Origin of the sequence: Peterkaempfera podocarpi (genome assembly GCF_042466665.1) — a bacterium.
In the GTDB taxonomy this organism is placed as follows: domain Bacteria; phylum Actinomycetota; class Actinomycetes; order Streptomycetales; family Streptomycetaceae; genus Peterkaempfera; species Peterkaempfera podocarpi.
This window is the reverse complement of record NZ_CP162102.1, coordinates 5,887,951-5,904,216: the sequence shown is the minus strand read 5'-3', so window position 1 is coordinate 5,904,216 and position 16,266 is coordinate 5,887,951. Positions and strand designations below refer to the sequence as shown.

Here is a 16,266-nt window from a genome sequence, read left to right as displayed (position 1 = left end):
CGAAGGGGACTCACTGGCCGGCGAGTCCGGTGTGGGCGACGCCGCGGACGATCTGGCGCTGAAAGAGGACGAAGATCACCAGCAGGGGCAGTCCGGCGAGCACGGCGGAGGCCATCACCTGGGCGTAACGCACACCGTAGGTGCTCTGCACGGTGATCAGGCCCACCGGCAGGGTCATCTGTCCGGGATCGGTCGTGACCAGGAACGGCCACAGGAAATTGTTCCAGGTCCCGATGAAGGTGAAGATCGCCACCGCGGCGAGCACCGGGCGGGAGAGCGGCACCACGATCCGCCAGAACACCCGCCAGCGGCCGGCCCCGTCGACGAAGGCGGCCTCCTCCAGCTCCGGGGGCAGTCCCTGGAAGAACTTCACCAGGACGAAGACCATCGCCGGGGCGATGGCCTGGGGCAGGATGATGCCCCAGTAGGTGTCCACCAGGTGCAGCGAGACCATCTCGGAGAACATCGGGGTGATCAGCACCTGCGGCGGCACCATGATCCCGGCCAGCACCAGGCCGTACACCCACTTCTGGCCGCGGAAGGGGGCACGGGCGAAGCCGTAGGCGGCCATGGCGCTCAGCGCCACGGTGAGCAGGGTGGTGACCACCGAGACAAAGGCCGAGTTGAACAGCCACACCCACAGGTCGTTGCTGCCCAGCACCTTGCGGTAGGCCTCAAAGGTCACCGTGGAGGCGATCCACTCCAGCGGGGTCCTGGTGGTCTCGCCCTCGGGCTTGAGGGAGGTGGCGAGTGCCCAGGCGAGCGGCACCAGCCAGAGCACGGCGAGCACCGCCGCCGCGACCAGCATGGCGATACGGCCGGGGGTCCAGCGCGGCCGGCGGCCGCCGGCGTCCTCGGGGGCCAGCAGCGCGCTCATGCGGCACCTTCCTCACGGGAGCGGCCCAGCCGCAGCTGTGCCAGCGAGACGACGACGATCACGGCGAAGAGGATGTAGGAGACGGCGGAGGCGTAGCCGATCCGGTAGCCGGTGAAGCCGGCGTCGTACATGTACTCCAGGATCGGGCGGGTGGAGTCGTCCGGGCCGCCGCCGGTCATCAGGTAGATCTGGTCGAAGATCTTGAGTGAGGCGATCAGCTGGAGCACCACCACCATGCCGGTGGTGCGCTTGAGCAGCGGGAGGGTGATGCGCAGCAGCCGCTGCCAGGGGGTGGCGCCGTCGATCTCGGCAGCCTCGTGGAGCTGCTGGGGGATGGCCTGGAGTGCGGCCAGGTAGAGCAGGAAGTTGAAGCCGACGGTCCACCAGACGGTGGTGAGGACCACGGAGGCCATGGCCCAGTCGGCGTCGGTGAGCCAGCCGATGGAGTCATGGATGCCGATCTTCGCCAGGGTCTGGTCGAAGAGGCCGAATCCGGGCTGGTACATCCAGGTCCAGATCAGCGCGACCACGGCGGACGGCAGCACAAAGGGCGCGAAGAAGGAGAGCCGCCACAGCCAGCGGACCACCCGCAGATTGTGTGCCAGCAGCGCCAGCACCAGGCCCAGCAGCACCAGCGGCGGGGTGCTCATCAGGGTGAAGAGCAGGGTGTGCCAGAGGGACCGCCAGACCGCGGGGTCGTGGAAGGCCTCGGTGTAGTTGTCGAACCCGATGAACTTGCCGTTGATGCCGGCGATGTTGTCGTTGCCGAAGCTCATCTTGAAGCCCATGACCAGCGGCCAGACCAGGAAGAGCAGATACCCGAGCAGGAACGGGCCGGTGAAGAGCAGCCCGTGCTCGCTCCACTTGCGGCGGACCCGGGCGGCGGCGTTGCGGGCGGCGTCCCCGCCGGCCCGCTCTGCTCCGGCGGGTGCGGCGGCCTTGGGCAGCGAGACACTCATGACGCGCCTCCTCCGAACGGGTTGGGGGTGGCCGCGAGCCGGGAGAGGTCGGCCCTGGCCTGGGCGAGGCCGGCGGCGGGGGTGGCAGTGCCGGTGAGGACCTTGGAGAAGGCGGCGCCGGTGGCCAGTTCGAACTGCGAGGCGGATCCGGAGTACCAGGCGGGCGGGTCCAGCACCACGTCCTCGGCGACGGACCGGTAGTCGGACTGCGGATGCAGCGCCAGGTACTCCGGCTCGGAGAGCACCGGCTTGTAGGCCGGGACATGGCCGCCCTTGGCCCAGTCCACGCTGTGCTTCAGCATCCAGGCGACAAAGGTGTAGGCGGCCCGGTTGGGCTCCCCGCCGCGTCCGGCCTGGTGGGGCAGGACGAAGGAGTGGCAGTCGGCCTCGGTGTAGGCCCGGGGACCGAACAGTGCGGGGATGCGGGTCATGGAGAACGGCAGCTTGGACGCGAGGAAGGTGGAGACCTCCCACTCGCCGCAGAGGAAGAACGCCGTCTTGCCGCTGTTGAAGGTGGCGACCGCGCCTGGGTAGTCGACCTCCTTGACCGCCAGCCCCTCCTTGGTGAGCTGCTGCATGAAGCCCAGCACCTGGGTCGCCCTGGCCTCGTCCAGGGTGACCTTGGTGCCGTCCGGGGAGAGGACGGTGCCGCCGGTCTGCGCATAGAGCCCGGAGAAGAGCCGCCAGGGGCCGACGGTGCCCGGGCCCAGGGTCTCGAAGGCGATGGCGGGGCCGGACCCGGTGGCCTTGCGGGCGGTGCGCAGCATCTCCAGGAACTGGTCGGCTCCCTGAACCGGCTTCAGTTTGCCGTCGTCACCGAGCAGTCCGGCCTTCTTGCAGATGTCGGTGTTGTAGTAGAGGACGAAGGGGTGGGTGTCCAGCGGGATGCAGTACTGGCTGCCGCCGTTGGCCTGGCCGCGTTTCCACATGGCCTCGGGGAAGTGCTCGGGCTTGACGCCGTTCTCGGCCAGCAGGTCGAGGTCGAAGGGGTCCAGCAGCCGGCCCGGGGCGAATCCGGGCAGCCGGGCCATGTGCAGTACGGCCAGTTCCGGGGCGCGTCCGCCGGCGCCGGCCATGGAGAGCTTGGTGTAGTACGGGGCGCCCCACTGGAGGGTGGTGGCCTCCAGTTCGATCTCGGGGTGCGCCTTGCCGAAGGCGTCGATCATGGCCTGCATGTTGACGCCGTCGCCGCCGCCGAAGAGGTGCCAGTAGCGGACACGGGTCCGGTCGGCGCCCAGAGCGGGAGCGGCGCAGCCGGCTGCTCCCAACCCGGCGGTTGCCAGGGCTCCGAGCCCCAGTGCACCACCGAGGAAGCGGCGGCGGGTGGGGGGTGACTCCATGGCGCCCTCCTCGTTCGAAATTTCGACATACGTACGTAACTTCGGACAGAAGATAGGGCCGCCATCGGGGCACGTCAACGGTTCTGACACGCCCGTCCGACGGCCCGTCGGAGCCGGAGCACAGCAGAGCCGCCCCTCCCCCGACGGGGAGGGGCGGCTCTTGGGAGGTACCGAACCGCTCTCAGGAGGCGGCGAGGCGGACGACCATCTTTCCGGTGTTGGCCCCGCGCAGCATGCCCAGGAAGGCGTCCAGGGCGTGGTCGATGCCATCGACGACGGTCTCGTCGTAGCGCAGCCGGCCCTCCCGCAGCCAGCCCGCCACCTCGGCGGTGAACTGCTGCTGAAGTGCGGCATGGTCGCCCACCAGCACGCCCTGCAGCCGCAGCCGCTTGCCGATCACCTGGACCAGGTTGCGCGGGGCGGCCGGGGCCTCGGTGTCGTTGTACTGGGCGATGGCCCCGCAGAGGGTGGCGCGGCCGTGCACCCGCAGAGCACCGATGGCGGCCTCCAGGTGCTCTCCGCCGACATTGTCGAAGTAGACGTCGATGCCCTCCGGCGCGGCCTTGGCGAGCTGCTCGGCGACCGGGCCGTCCTTGTAGTTGAAGGCCGCGTCGAAGCCGTAGTGGTCCACCAGCCGGGCGACCTTGTCCGCGGAGCCGGCGCTGCCGATCACCGTGGAGGCGCCCTTGAGCCTGGCGATCTGGCCGACCAGGCTGCCGACCGCACCGGCCGCACCGGAGACGAAGACGGCGTCGCCCTCCTTGAAGGACGCCACCTCCAGCAGACCGGCGTAGGCGGTCAGCCCCGGCATGCCGAGCACCCCGAGGAAGTAGGAGAGGGGAGCGGCATCCGCGTCCACCCCGACCGCGTGCTTGGCGTCCACCAGCGCGTACTCCCGCCAGCCGAGCCCGTGCAGCACCGCGTCGCCGACCGCGAAGCCGTCGGCCTGCGAGGCCACCACCCGGCCGACGGCGCCGCCGTCCATCGGCCGGTCCAGGGCGAAGGGCGGGACATAGGACTTGACGTCGTTCATGCGGCCGCGCATGTACGGATCGACGGAGAGGTACTCGTTGCGTACCAGGATCTGTCCGGGACCGGGCTGCGGCACCGGCACCTCACGCAGGGCGAAGTCGTCCGGGGTGGGCCAGCCCTGCGGCCGGGCCACCAGATGCCACTCGCGGGCGGTGCTGGGGAGTGCCTGCTCTGCCATGTCCGCTGATCCCTTTCATGGAGACTGCCCCAAAAAGTTGAGGTCCTTAAGCAACCATGCGTATGAAAGGTTCACGTTGTCAAATGTTCAGCTAGACTGTCGGCATGTCGCCGCAGTCGGATCCGCTCACCCTCGAGGTCGTCGACCTCATGGCCAGGCTCGTCTCGCTCTTCCACAAGGAGTACGAGGAGGCGGCCGCCGCCCGCTCGCTCACCGGAGCACAGGCCAAGGTGCTGGCACTGCTGCGGCGCGGCCCGATGCCCATGCGGCACATCGCGCAGACGCTCAGCTGCGAGCCGTCCAACATCACCGGCATCGTCGACCGGCTGGAGAGCCGGGGCTTTGTCACCCGGGAGGCCGACCCGCAGGACCGCCGGGTCAAGCTGGTGGCCGCCACCGACGCCGGCCGCGAGGCCTCGGAGGAGCTGCGCGACTCGCTCAACTTCGCCCGTGAGCCGCTGGCCGCGCTGGGCGAGGAGGAGCGGGCCACCCTGCGCGACCTGCTTCGCAGGATGCTGGAGGGCGCATCCTCCTGACGTGTCGTCAGGTTCGGGGCAACTGCGGAAGATGACCGTAGGGGTCGGGGGTGCCCGGCTCCCCTGAGGACTCGGCCGCCCCGGCCGCCTCGGACTGCTCCGGCTCCGCGGGCCCCTCGACCGGGAGCAGATCGCGTACCAGCAGGGTCGCCCCGGCCACCGCGCCGGGCATCGCGAACACCGCCGCCAGCGGTACCAGGAAGAGCAGCACCAGCGGCACCCCGAAGCCCAGCGCCAGCATCCGGCGGCCGCGCAGCAGCGCCAGCCGCTCGCGCACCGGAACCCCGCGCCGCTGCATCGCCACCGCGGTGAGCTCCAGCGTCAGGAAGAACCCGGAGACGCAGAACCCCAGTACCGGCACCACCGTCTGTCCCAGCATCGGGACGAACCCCAGGACGAAGAGCAGCAGCCCGAGCCCCGCCACCCGCACCAGGACGAAGAGGCTGTCCCGCGCCGAGTTCCACAGCTCCCGCCAGAGCGGCAGCCGCGGCGCCGGCGGCGCACCGCCCTCGGACTTCTCGACCTGCTCCGCGAGGGCCTCGTAGAAGGGCTCCCCCACCAGCAGCGTCGCGGCGGTGAAGGTCACCACGGCCAGCAGCAGACCGCCGCCGAAGAGCAGTGCGGTGAACAGGTCCCGGAGTATCTGGCGCCACGGCGAACCCCAGCCGTCGGCGAACGGTGTGGCCCACGCCGACAGGTCGTCCGCCCAGAAGGCGAAGACCACCAGCACGGCCGTGTAGAGCACCAGCGTGATCAGGGCCGGAAGCAGTCCGAAGCCCCACCACCGGCCGTGCCGCGCCACCCAGCGCTGACCCTTGCCCAGATACCCCAGCCCCACCGCAAGATCACGCATGCCGCCAAGCCTAGGGCGTGCCGTGGGGGATGGGCCCGTCCGGGTGAAGTTTCGGGCGTGGTGGGCAACGCGGCGGTGCCGCTGCCCTACTGTTGCGCCTGGCGAGACATGCATTCTGCACAGTGGGGCGGGTGGGACTCGAACCCACGACCCAGGGATTATGAGTCCCCTGCTCTAACCGGCTGAGCTACCGCCCCGTGCCGATGCGACCGCCCCAGCACGAGCGGCCCGCGTCGGGCCGCCTGCCGCAGCATAGCTGCTCAGCCGCTTTCCCCGCGCGTCGGGGTCACGCCTGCCCTCTTCCGGTACGGCAAAGGCCCCCCGGATCACCGAGGGGCCTTCACCGTCTTGCTCCCGCCATTGGACTCGAACCAATAACCTGCCGGTTAACAGCCGGCTGCTCTGCCAATTGAGCTAGGCGGGACCGGTGCGCGTACGCACACGAGGGAGCAGGACACGTGCTCTGCTCTTGCTCCCGCCATTGGACTCGAACCAATAACCTGCCGGTTAACAGCCGGCTGCTCTGCCAATTGAGCTAGGCGGGATTGCGTCGGGAGCGCCGACCGGCCCCGGTCCTCCGGGTCTTGGGCACTCGCTGCGGGACATACATTAGCGCACGTAGGGGGGTGGTCCGCCAATCCCGTGACGAGCCGCGCAGGCGTGCCCCCGACGGCGCGTCCGGCGCGCGGCGGATCCGCGGGCCCGCGATGCTGGTGGGAACCGCCGCCGCGGGGCGCCCCGCGGTCGCGGTTCACGCAGGTGCCCGGCGGGTAGGGGCGACCAGACGAACACGGGCGCCGACCGAGGGCGGACCGGACCGAGCGCGGGCCGCCGCGCCGCGCCGCGCGGGGGGAGCCCGGGAGAAGTGGAGCCGAGGATGAGGAAACTGTCGTTCGCCGTGGGGCTGGCCACCGGCTATGTGCTGGGCGCCAGGGCCGGACGTGACCGCTACGAGCAGCTGGCGAAGTCCGCCCGCGGCCTGACCCGCAACCCCAAGGTGCAGGACGCCGCCCGGCAGGCCCGGGAGACCGCCGGCTCGGTGGCCGGCCGCGCCGCGGACACCGTCGCCGGGCGGGTCGGCGAGAAGCTGCCCTCCTCGGTCACCGACAGGGTCCCCTACCTCCGCCAGAAGGCCTCGGGCGACGACGGCTGGGGCACCGACAGGCCCTGAGCCCCGGCCCGGCCGACCGGCCGACCGGCCGCTCGATACCGGATGAACAACGCTTGCGGTGTCGGACCGTACACCTGCACGCACGGTGCGGCATGATCTCGACCATGGCCATTGTCGCCGGTATCGACTGCTCGACCCAGTACACCAAGATCGTCGCCTGTGACGCCGGCAGCGGCGCCGTGCTGCGCGACAACCGCGCCGCGCACCCCCTGCCCCCCGCCTCGGAGGACCCGACCCGGGGCACCGAGATCGACCCGCAGGCGTGGCTGCACTCGGCGCCGCGGCCACCGGCGGCATGCTCGAAGGCATCAGCGCCATCGGCGTGTCCGCCCAGCAGCACGGCATGGTCGGACTGGACGCGGGTGGCGTCCTGGTGCGCCCCGCCCTGCTCTGGAACGACCCGAGGGCCGCCGGCGCCGCCGCCTCGCTGGTGGACGCCCTGGGCGGCCCCGCCGCGTGGGCCCAGGCCATCGCGGCGGTCCCCGCGGCCACCTACACCGTCGCCAAGCTGCGCTGGCTGGCCGAGTTCGAGCCCGCGTCCGCCAAGCGGCTGGCCGAGGTGCTGCTGCCGCACGACTGGTTGGTGTGGCAGCTGCTGGGCCACCCCAAGCGGCGCACCACCGACCGCGGTGACGCCTCCGGCACCGGCTACTGGTCGCCGGTCACCGGCCGCTACCGCGAGGACCTGGTGAAACTGGCGCTCGGCCACGAGGTACGGCTGCCCGATGTGCTCGGCCCGGCCGAGCCCGCCGGCGAGACCCCCGAGGGACTGCTGATCTCCGCCGGCACCGGCGACAACATGGCCGCCGCGCTGGGCCTGGGCGCCGGCCCCGGGGACGCGGTGGTCTCACTCGGCACCAGCGGCACCGTCTTCGCCGTCCATGACGAGCCCCTGGTCGACGAGTCGGGCGCCATCGCCTCCTTCGCCGACGCCACCGGCCGCCATCTGCCGATGGTCGGCACGCTCAACGCCGCCCAGGTGCTGCGCCGCACCGCCGCCCTGCTGGGCACCGACCTGGAGGGCCTCAGCGAACTGGCGCTCCAGTCCTCCCCCGGCTCGTACGGGCTGGTGATGCTGCCGTACCTGGAGGGCGAACGCATCCCCTATCTGCCGCACGCCGCGGGCACCCTGGCCGGGCTGCGCGCCGAGTCGATGGAGCGGGAGCATGTGGCGCGGGCCGCCGTGGAGGGCATGCTCTGCGGCATCGCCGACGCACTGGACGTACTGCGCGGGCGCGGGGTCGTGGTCCGGCGGGTCTTCCTGGTCGGCGCGGCCGGGCGGCTGGCCGCCGTGCAGCACATCGCGCCCCTGGTGCTGGGGGTGCCCGTGATAATCCCGCCCCCCGGCGACTACGCCGCGCGCGGCGGTGCCCGGCAGGCCGCCTGGGCGCTGGCCGGCACCGCCGAGCCGCCGCAGTGGGACCTGGCGGACGCGGTCACCGTGGAGCCGGGCGAGGACATCGCCTTCGGGCAGGCGGTGCGGCAGCAGTACGCCTCGGTGCGTGAGCAGGTGCACCCGGAGACCCGCTCCTCCTACTAGGGCTTGCCCGAACCATTCGCGCCGGTGCGGCGGGAATGGTCGGACAACCCTCCGGGCTCGGGCTGTCCGCGGCGGTGTCCGCACCGGCCCCGGACACCCCGGCCCCCGACACCCCGCCCGGGGGCAGGCCGGATGCTCGGCCCGCTCCCGGCCGTCACCGGCCCGGGGCGGCACGGCCACGCCGCGCCGGACGGCGCCGGGGGGCTGCGGCCGGTTGCGGGGTTCAGTCGAGGTAACCGCGCAGTTGGTCGGCGAAAGCGTGGTCGCGCAGTTTGTTGAGGGTCTTGGACTCGATCTGCCGAATGCGCTCCCGGGTCACCCCGAAGAGGCGCCCGATCTCCTCCAGGGTCCGCGGCCGGCCGTCCGCGAGCCCGTAGCGCAGCTGCACCACCTTGCGCTCGCGCTCACCGAGGGTGGAGAGCACCGCTTCCAGATGCTCCCGCAGCAGGATGAAGGCGGCGGACTCCACGGGTGAGGCGGCGTCGGCGTCCTCGATCAGATCGCCCAGCGCGATGTCGTCCTCCTCGCCCACCGGCGCATGGAGCGAGACGGGCTCCTGGGCCAGTCGCAGCACCTCGGTGACCCGCTCCTCGGAGAGGTCCAGGACCACGGCGACATCGGCGGGGCTGGGCTCGTGGCCGCGTTCCTGGAGCAGCCGGCGCTGCACCCGCACCACACGGTTGATCAGCTCCACCACGTGCACCGGCACCCTGATGGTGCGGGCCTGGTCGGCCAGTGCCCGGCTCATGGCCTGGCGGATCCACCAGGTCGCATAGGTGGAGAACTTGTAGCCGCGGGCGTAGTCGAACTTCTCGACGGCGCGGATCAGCCCCAGATTGCCCTCCTGGACGAGGTCCAGCATGGTCAGTCCGCGGCCGACGTACCGTTTGGCGACCGAGACCACCAGCCGCAGATTGGCCTCGATCAGGCGCCGCTTGGCGATCCGGCCGAGGACCACCAGCCGGTCCAGGTCGTCGGCGAGCCCGTCCTCGACGCCTGCGGCCAGATGCTCGCCCAGGTACTCCTCGGCGAACAGCCCCGCCTCGACCTGCCGGGCCAGTTCGACCTCCTCCGCGGCGCTGAGCAGCGGGATGCGGCCGATCTCCCGCAGATACTGGCGGAAGAGGTCCGCGGAGGGACCGGCGACCTCGTCGAGGGCCGGGGCGCGCTCCGCCTCCTCGGGCTCCTCCGCCTCCTGCGGCTCCTCCACGGCGACGGTGGCCAGCTCGGCCTCGGTGGGGCCGCCGACCTCCGTGAGCTCCTGGTCGGTGCCGTCCTGATCGGTGCCGTCCTGGTCGGTGCTGCCCTGGCCGGTGCTGCCCTGGCCGGTGCTGCCCTCGGTACCGTCCTGGCCGACGCCGTCGAGCACATCCGCCGCCTCGGGATGGCCCTCCGCCGGGCCGGGCTCGGTCCGCCCCGGTGCCCGGGGATCGTCCGTGGGGCCCTCGTGCCGGACGCGCTCGACGGTGTCGGCGGCGTCGGCTTCGTCCGCGTCGGCGGTGGCGGCCGATTCGCTCCGGGGAGCGGCACGGCGGGCGGCGGGGCGGGCCGGGGTGACGAGGTCCACATCGTTCCCTTCCTGCGCGGAGGGCCCGTGGTGCACTGAGGGTTCGGGCGCCTGCTGGTCGGGGGCCTGCTGGACAGGTGCCGGGGCGTGCAGCGCCGGGGCGGTGGGCACGGCGCCGCCCTCCGCCCGGGAGGCCGTGGGCGGGATGTCGCCGGCCGCGGCAGTCCCGCGCTGCAATGACTGGGACACCACTTCCAGTGTGGGGTACGCCACACGACATGGCCGATACTCGTGCGGTGGTTTTTTGGCCCCGGGGGCGCCGGGCCCCGCCCTGCGCGCCCCGCGCGGGCCCTAGAGAGCGGCCGCGCCGCGGGTCCGCAGATCGTTGCGGTACTGCTCCAGCGCCCACAATTCGCCCTGGACGGCGGCCAGTTCCTCGGGGTCGGCCCGGTTGCCGAGCCGCTGGAGGTGGGCCCTCACCTCGGCCACCCGGGCGTCCACGGCCTGGAGCCGCAACTTCACCAGGAACTCCCCCGCGTAGATGGCATCCGGGGCCCGGCGGGTGCGGATCGGCTCCACGGTGAGCTCGGTGACCAGGGCGCGTACCGCGTCGTCGGGGGCGGCGTCGCGGACCCTGGCGGTGAAGTCGGGCAGCCCTGTGCCGTACGCGGCGCCGCCCGCGGCGGCGATGGCGCGCCGTACCGCGGTGTAGGGGGCGGTGGGGAACTCGTCCTCGCCGAAGTTGTCGAAGGCCGGGCTCACCAGCTCCGGGTGCTGGAGGGCGAGCTTCAGCAGCTCCCGCTCCACGAACTGCGCGGGGTCGCGGGGGTTGAGCCGGGGTGCGGCGGGGCGGGCGGGCGCGGGCGCCGGAGCGGCTGCCTCTGCGCGCCGCCCGGCGGGGCCGGGCCGGTCGTGCTCCCGCTCGCGCTGCCAGCGGGCGATCTGGGCGACCCGGCGCACCACGAACTGCTCGTCCAGGATGCCCAGCATTCCGCCGAGCTGGACGGCGTACTGGTGCTGGATGGAGCGGTCCTTGATCCGGGCGACGATCGGCGCGGCCTCCTCCAGCGCGGCTGCGCGGCCCTCGGCGGTCTCCACCCGGTGCCGGCCGACGGTGCTGCGGATGGCGAACTCGAAGAGCGGCACCGGGTTGTCCACCAGCTTGCGCACCGCCGCGTCGCCCTCCGCGAGCCGCAGTTCACAGGGGTCCATGCCGCCGGGGCTGACCGCGATGGAGGTGCGGGCGGCGAACTTCTGGTCGTCCTCGAAGGCACGCAGTGCGGCCTTCTGCCCGGCGGCGTCGCCGTCGAAGGTGAAGACGGTCTCACCGCGGTAGGCGGAGGTGTCCATCAGCAGCCGACGGATGATCTTGATGTGGTCCTCGGCGAAGGCCGTGCCGCAGGTCGCCACCGCGGTGGTCACCCCGGCCAGATGGCAGGCCATGACATCGGTGTAGCCCTCCACCACCACGGCCCGGCCGGATTTGGCGATGTCCTTCTTGGCCAGGTCGATGCCGTAGAGGACATGCGACTTCTTGTAGATCGCCGTCTCGGGGGTGTTGAGGTACTTGGGACCGTTGTCGTCCTCGCGAAGCCTGCGCGCGCCGAAGCCGACCACCTCACCGGTGATGTCGCGGATCGGCCACACCAGGCGCCCCCGGAAGCGGTCGATCAGACCGCCGCGCTGCCCCTGCGAGGCGAGGCCGCCGGCCAGGATCTCCCGGTCGGCGAAGCCCTGGCCGCGCAGGTAGCGCACCAGGTGCTCCCAGCCCGCCGGGGCGTAGCCGACCCCGAACTGCTTGGCCGAGGCCGCGTCGAAGCCCCGCTCCGCCAGGAAGCGGCGGCCGATCTCGGCCTCCGCACCCTCCAGCTGCTCACTGAACCAGGCTGCGGCCACCTTGTGGGCCTCCACCAGCCGGGTCCGCTCCCCCTTCTGCCGTCCCGGGGTGTAGCCGCCCTCCTCGTAGCGCAGGGTGATGCCCGCCTGGGCGGCAAGCCGCTCCACGGCCTCGGTGAAGGAGAGATGCTCCACCTTCATCACAAAGCCGAGGGTGTCCCCGCCCTCCCCGCAGCCGAAGCAGTGGTACACACCCTTGGCCGGATTGACGTAGAAGGACGCCGACTTCTCGTCGTGGAACGGGCAGACACCCTTGAGCTGCGCCCCACCGCCGCTCACCAGTTGGACGTAGTCGGAGACGACCACGTCGATGGGCAGCGCGCTGCGCACCGCCTGTACGTCCTCGTCCCTGATCCTGCCTGCCACGCACGAAGTCTACGGCGGTGCGGGGACATGCCCCGCCGGGCTCAGGGCAGCAGCGCGTCCAGCGGGACGGTGGGGTCCGACAACCGCTCCGGGTCGACCGGCCGCCGGGAGCGCACCAGCTGCTGGATCGGGCCGGTGACGTCCCAGACATTGACGTTCATCCCCGCCAGCACCCGGCTCTGCGCGTCCAGCCAGAAGGCGATGAACTCGCGCTTGGCGGCATCGCCGCGGATCACCACCTGGGCGTACTCCCCGGGCGCGGCGAAGCCCGAGTACTCCATCCCCAGGTCGTACTGGTCGCTGAAGAAGTACGGCACCCGGTCGTAGACCACGTCCTGGCCGAGCATCGCGCGCGCGGCGGCCGGGCCGCCGTTGAGGGCGTTGGCCCAGTGCTCCACCCGCAGCCGCCGCTCGAAGAGCGGGTGGTACGCGGAGGCCAGGTCGCCGGCCGCGAAGACATCCGGGTCCGAGGTGCGCAGCGAGGCGTCCACCGCCACACCGCCGCCCTCCTCGCGGGGGGCGATCTCCAGCCCGGCGGCCTCGGCGAGCGCGATGTCGGGGGCTGCGCCGATGCCGATCAGCATGGCGTGGGCGGGCAGTTCCTCACCGGTGTCGGTGAGGGCGGCGAGCACCATGCCGTCCTGGCCCAGCACCTCGGTCACCGAGGCACCGAGCTCCAGGGAGACGCCGTGCTCACGGTGCAGATCGGCGAAGAACCCGCCGAGCTCCGGTCCGAGCACACCGTGCAGCGGGGTCGGCTGCGGCTCCACCACGGTCACCTCGGCGCCGTAGCCCCGGGCCGCCGCCGCGACCTCCATCCCGATCCAGCCGGCGCCCACGATCAGCAGCCGGCCGTTCTCCCGCCCCAGGGTCTGCAGCACCTGCCGCAGCCGCTCGGCGTGCGGCAGCCGGCGCAGATAGTGCACCCCCGCCAGGTCGGCGCCGGGCACCCGCAGGGGGCGCGGCGAGGAGCCGGTGGTCAGCAGCAGCTTCTGGTAGCGGATCGCGGTGCCGTCGCCCAGCCGTACCTCCTTGGCCTCCCGGTCCAGCTCGGTGACCGGCTGGCCCAGATGCAGCTCCACTTCGTGCGCCGTGTACCAGGCCGGGTCGTGGACCTGGAGCGCGTCGGCCTGCTCCGCACCGGTGAGGTAGCCCTTGGAGAGTCCCGGCCGCTCGTACGGCTTCTCCCGCTCGTCGCCGAGCAGTATCACCCGCCCGGTGAAACCCTCGTCCCGCAGCGTCTCGGCGGCCTTGGCCCCGGCCAGGCCGGCGCCCACGATGACATGGGTCTCGTTGCTGTCCACCACGTCCGCTCTCTCCTGTTCCGCGGCCGGCCATACACCGGTCGCTACGCACCGTGAGTGCCAGGTTACTGCGCGGCGGGGTCGGTGACCCCGGCCGATCCGGCCGTCCGCTGCGGTCGAGCGTCCCCCATGCGCACGCCCAAGTGAAGAGCGCTGCGCCAACCCGGCCGGATCATCACCCCTCCTGCACCAGCACCCGGTGCAGGGCCAGCGCGGAGGCGTCGGTGAGGGAGGCGATCTGGTCCACCACCGCACGCAGCCGGGAGCGGTCGTCCTCCGCCTCCTCGAACAGGGCACGGAAGACGGGGTCGAGTCCGCGCGGTGCATCCCGCACCAGCACCTCGGCCAGTTCGGCGATCACCACCCGCTGCCGTGAGCGCAGCTCGGCCTGCTCCGCCCGCTGCATCACATAGCGGACCGCGACGGCCTTCAGCACCGCGCACTCCACCCTGGTGGGCTGCGGCACCACCAGCTCTGCCCGGTAGCGGGTCAGCCGGCCCGGCCCGTGGCGCTCGCGGGTCGCCCGCTCCGCCGCCAGGCAGAACCGGCCGATCAGCTGGCTGGTGGCGTCCTTCAGCCCGGCCCGGTCACGGGCCGAGCCGTCGTAGGAGCGCGGCCACCACTCCTGGGCCAGCAGGCGGTCCAGCGCCTCGGCGAACTCCTCCTCCGCCGCCTGCGCATAGCGCGCGGCCACCCGGAACAGCTCCGCCCGCTCGGTGGGGCTGTGCAGCGCCGCCGGATCGACATGGCCGGCGTGCAGCCCGTCCTCCAGGTCGTGCACGGAGTAGGCGACGTCGTCGGACCAGTCCATCACCGTCGCCTCGAAGCAGCGCCGTCCGGGCGGCGCCGCCGCCCGCATCCAGCGGAAGACCGCCAGGTCCTCCGCATAGACGCCGTACTTGGGCGACGAGGGGTCGGTGGGGTGCTGCCCCCGCGCCCAGGGGTACTTGGTGGCCGCGTCCAGCGCGGCGCGGGTGAGGTTCAGCCCCACACTGCGGCCCGGCCAGGGCGCCAGCCGGGCGGCGTCGTCGGTCTGCGGGGCGAAGCGCTTGGGCTCCAGCCGGGTGAGGATCCGCAGCGACTGGGCGTTGCCCTCGAAGCCGCCGCACGATTCGGCCGCCGTGTCCAGCGCCGCCTCCCCGGTGTGGCCGAAGGGTGGATGCCCCAGGTCGTGCGCCAGGCACGCCACCTCCACCAGGTCCGGATCGCACCCCAGCGCCGCCCCCAGCTCCCGGCCGACCTGGGCGCACTCCAGCGAGTGGGTCAGCCTGGTCCGCGGGAAGTCGCTGAGCATCGGCGCCACGACCTGTGTGGTACCGGCGAGCCGCCGCAGCGCCGCCGAGTGCAGCACCCGCGCCCGGTCACGTTCGAAGGCGGTGCGCCCCGGCCTCTTGTCGGGCTCGGGCACCCACCGTGCCACGGCGGCGGGATCGTATGCCGCCGCCCCGTTGACACCTGCCGGGACAGCGGCGGCCTGGTCGGTCTCATTCATATACCCGCACGGTACGCCCGCCCTGTGTCAACCGGGCACCCGCCGCGCAACGGAAGGGGAGCTGCTGTCCGAACACGGGCCGCCCGCCGCGCCGCCGATGTCGGGGGGCAGCGGAGAGTGCGGGGAGCCGGCCGTACGCAGAGGGGTCCGGGAGGGCGTGCCGGAGCGGACGCGGTAGGCCCGTACCGGTGACATCTCCTGCCTCGCGCACCCGTTACGGCCGACACCGCTTGCGACACCCGAACACATGACGTTGCGTGGGTTCCTGGGCGGCCGCACCTGATCCCTGTCGGGGTGTCAGCGGGGCCGCTTCTGCTCCTCGCCACCACGTAACCAGCACCATGGAGGAACCCGATGCGTCTCATATCCGCCCGCGCCGTCATGCTCGCCACAGCGGTCGCCTGCGGCGCCGCGCTGCTCGGCCTGTCCCCGGCCCACGCCGCTCCGAACCTTGGTGGCGCGGTCCAGGGGGCCGTACCGGAGGCCCACCGGGACGCGGTCATCACCGGGATTGTGACCATCCACCGGACACCACCTCTCGCGGACGTCGTCATCCAGGGGGCAGCCCTCAGCCGGAACCCGTTCGACAGCGGCATCGCGCTGAACACCGTCACCACCGTGGACAACGGCACCAACGTCCCCATCACCCTCTCGGCGGGCGCTGTCACCATCAACCCCGGCGGCAGCGCGACGGTCGGCCAGATCACCGGCGGTGACCTCTTCATCTCCGCCGCCGTGTTCGGCCCCCGTCCAGGCCTCCCCTGGTGATGCGCACGCCGTAGGGGGTTGGGGCCCGGCCTCTCACGGGGCCTTGGTCTGCTCCCTCGCCGTCGTACCGTCCGCCCCGTACCGGCCCGCGCCGGCACCGGCCAGCGCGCGCCAGCGGGGCTGCTCCAGGACCAGGCAGCCGGCGGCGAGCAGGGTGACCGGCACCGCGAGCCAGGCCGGCCAGGCGGCCCAGGAGGCGGCGACTGCGGCGGCGAGCTGGAGCAGCACCAGCGCGATGGTGACCGGGCCCGGGACGGCGACCATCACCTGCTTCTTGTCGCCGGGGGTGGCGAAGACGGTCGGCAGGCCGATCAGGAGGACCACGGAGGCGACGGCCAGCGGCACCGAGTGGGGGGCAAGGGCCCAGGGGGTGGCTGCCCAGGCCGCCAGTTCGGTGAGGAAGCGCAGGGCGGAGGCGGTTCGGCCGTCGGGTATGTCCACGAGCGG

13 protein-coding genes, 3 tRNA genes and 1 pseudogene are annotated in these 16,266 nt (G+C 72.4%); 4 read left to right on the top strand and 13 right to left on the bottom strand.

Features of this window, described 5'->3' with window-relative positions; all coding sequences use genetic code 11:
- Positions 1 to 10: 10 nt before the first annotated feature.
- From AB0761_RS25965 to AB0761_RS25950, 4 genes are all read right to left on the bottom strand, one after another.
- Entirely contained in the window at positions 11 to 877 is an 867-nt protein-coding gene (locus AB0761_RS25965) for a carbohydrate ABC transporter permease (RefSeq protein ID WP_377271557.1), read from the bottom strand.
- Positions 874 to 1,836 (bottom strand): carbohydrate ABC transporter permease, encoded by a 963-nt coding sequence (locus tag AB0761_RS25960; protein WP_377271556.1) that lies wholly within the window; start codon positions 1,834 to 1,836, stop codon positions 874 to 876. The genes AB0761_RS25965 and AB0761_RS25960 overlap by 4 nt, the downstream gene beginning before the upstream one ends.
- The gene (locus AB0761_RS25955) at positions 1,833 to 3,176 is read right to left on the bottom strand and encodes an extracellular solute-binding protein (protein WP_377271555.1); all 1,344 of its coding nucleotides are present in this window, start codon (positions 3,174 to 3,176) and stop codon (positions 1,833 to 1,835) included. Before AB0761_RS25955 ends, AB0761_RS25960 begins: the two co-directional genes overlap by 4 nt.
- Positions 3,177 to 3,357: 181 nt before the next feature.
- Entirely contained in the window at positions 3,358 to 4,386 is a 1,029-nt protein-coding gene (locus AB0761_RS25950; RefSeq protein ID WP_377271554.1) for an NADP-dependent oxidoreductase, read from the bottom strand.
- 104 nt (positions 4,387 to 4,490) lie between these two features.
- On the opposite strand from AB0761_RS25950, the gene AB0761_RS25945 reads away from it, so the two are divergent.
- Positions 4,491 to 4,922, top strand: coding sequence for a MarR family winged helix-turn-helix transcriptional regulator (locus AB0761_RS25945; protein ID WP_377271553.1), 432 nt, complete (start codon positions 4,491 to 4,493; stop codon positions 4,920 to 4,922).
- Positions 4,923 to 4,929: 7 nt separating this feature from the next.
- Here AB0761_RS25945 and AB0761_RS25940 read toward each other — a convergent pair whose 3' ends face one another.
- The 4 genes from AB0761_RS25940 to AB0761_RS25925 all read right to left on the bottom strand — a co-directional run bounded on the left by AB0761_RS25940 (position 4,930) and on the right by AB0761_RS25925 (position 6,320).
- The gene (locus AB0761_RS25940) at positions 4,930 to 5,775 is read right to left on the bottom strand and encodes an EI24 domain-containing protein (protein ID WP_377271552.1); all 846 of its coding nucleotides are present in this window, start codon (positions 5,773 to 5,775) and stop codon (positions 4,930 to 4,932) included.
- 123 nt (positions 5,776 to 5,898) lie between these two features.
- A tRNA-Ile gene (locus AB0761_RS25935) sits at positions 5,899 to 5,972 on the bottom strand.
- 154 nt (positions 5,973 to 6,126) lie between these two features.
- Positions 6,127 to 6,199 (bottom strand) — tRNA-Asn (locus tag AB0761_RS25930).
- Between the two features lie 48 nt (positions 6,200 to 6,247).
- Positions 6,248 to 6,320 (bottom strand) — tRNA-Asn (locus AB0761_RS25925).
- 332 nt (positions 6,321 to 6,652) lie between these two features.
- On the opposite strand from AB0761_RS25925, the gene AB0761_RS25920 reads away from it, so the two are divergent.
- Both AB0761_RS25920 and AB0761_RS25915 read left to right on the top strand, forming a co-directional pair.
- Positions 6,653 to 6,946, top strand: a complete 294-nt coding sequence (locus AB0761_RS25920) for a hypothetical protein (RefSeq protein WP_377271551.1) — start codon at positions 6,653 to 6,655, stop codon at positions 6,944 to 6,946.
- 104 nt (positions 6,947 to 7,050) lie between these two features.
- A pseudogene (locus AB0761_RS25915) lies at positions 7,051 to 8,486 on the top strand (FGGY family carbohydrate kinase).
- 223 nt (positions 8,487 to 8,709) lie between these two features.
- Here AB0761_RS25915 and AB0761_RS25910 read toward each other — a convergent pair.
- From AB0761_RS25910 to AB0761_RS25895, 4 genes are all read right to left on the bottom strand, one after another.
- Positions 8,710 to 10,242, bottom strand: coding sequence for an RNA polymerase sigma factor (locus AB0761_RS25910; RefSeq protein ID WP_377271550.1), 1,533 nt, complete (start codon positions 10,240 to 10,242; stop codon positions 8,710 to 8,712).
- 102 nt (positions 10,243 to 10,344) lie between these two features.
- Positions 10,345 to 12,255 carry a DNA primase gene (gene dnaG, locus AB0761_RS25905; RefSeq protein ID WP_377271549.1) on the bottom strand — a complete coding sequence of 637 codons (1,911 nt, stop codon included), beginning with the start codon at positions 12,253 to 12,255 and terminating at the stop codon, positions 10,345 to 10,347.
- A gap of 41 nt (positions 12,256 to 12,296) precedes the next feature.
- Complete coding sequence (locus AB0761_RS25900) at positions 12,297 to 13,562, bottom strand: NAD(P)/FAD-dependent oxidoreductase (protein ID WP_377271548.1); 1,266 nt, start codon at positions 13,560 to 13,562, stop codon at positions 12,297 to 12,299.
- A gap of 172 nt (positions 13,563 to 13,734) precedes the next feature.
- Positions 13,735 to 15,051, bottom strand: coding sequence for a deoxyguanosinetriphosphate triphosphohydrolase (locus AB0761_RS25895; protein WP_377271547.1), 1,317 nt, complete (start codon positions 15,049 to 15,051; stop codon positions 13,735 to 13,737).
- Positions 15,052 to 15,405: 354 nt separating this feature from the next.
- On the opposite strand from AB0761_RS25895, the gene AB0761_RS25890 reads away from it, so the two are divergent.
- Entirely contained in the window at positions 15,406 to 15,819 is a 414-nt protein-coding gene (locus tag AB0761_RS25890; protein ID WP_377271546.1) for a hypothetical protein, read from the top strand.
- Positions 15,820 to 15,852: 33 nt separating this feature from the next.
- Here AB0761_RS25890 and AB0761_RS25885 read toward each other — a convergent pair whose 3' ends face one another.
- A complete protein-coding gene (locus AB0761_RS25885; protein WP_377271545.1) occupies positions 15,853 to 16,260 on the bottom strand; it encodes a hypothetical protein in 408 nt (135 codons plus the stop codon).
- Positions 16,261 to 16,266: the final 6 nt, after the last annotated feature.

Coding starts and splice junctions, on each gene's coding strand:
- AB0761_RS25950 (WP_377271554.1), bottom strand. CDS start 4,386: ATGGCAGAGCAGGCACTCCCCAGCACCGCCCGCGAGTGGCATCTGGTG.
- AB0761_RS25890 (WP_377271546.1), top strand. CDS start 15,406: ATGCGTCTCATATCCGCCCGCGCCGTCATGCTCGCCACAGCGGTCGCC.
- AB0761_RS25955 (WP_377271555.1), bottom strand. CDS start 3,176: ATGGAGTCACCCCCCACCCGCCGCCGCTTCCTCGGTGGTGCACTGGGG.
- AB0761_RS25945 (WP_377271553.1), top strand. CDS start 4,491: ATGTCGCCGCAGTCGGATCCGCTCACCCTCGAGGTCGTCGACCTCATG.
- AB0761_RS25940 (WP_377271552.1), bottom strand. CDS start 5,775: ATGCGTGATCTTGCGGTGGGGCTGGGGTATCTGGGCAAGGGTCAGCGC.
- AB0761_RS25895 (WP_377271547.1), bottom strand. CDS start 15,051: ATGAATGAGACCGACCAGGCCGCCGCTGTCCCGGCAGGTGTCAACGGG.
- AB0761_RS25920 (WP_377271551.1), top strand. CDS start 6,653: ATGAGGAAACTGTCGTTCGCCGTGGGGCTGGCCACCGGCTATGTGCTG.
- AB0761_RS25960 (WP_377271556.1), bottom strand. CDS start 1,836: ATGAGTGTCTCGCTGCCCAAGGCCGCCGCACCCGCCGGAGCAGAGCGG.
- AB0761_RS25965 (WP_377271557.1), bottom strand. CDS start 877: ATGAGCGCGCTGCTGGCCCCCGAGGACGCCGGCGGCCGCCGGCCGCGC.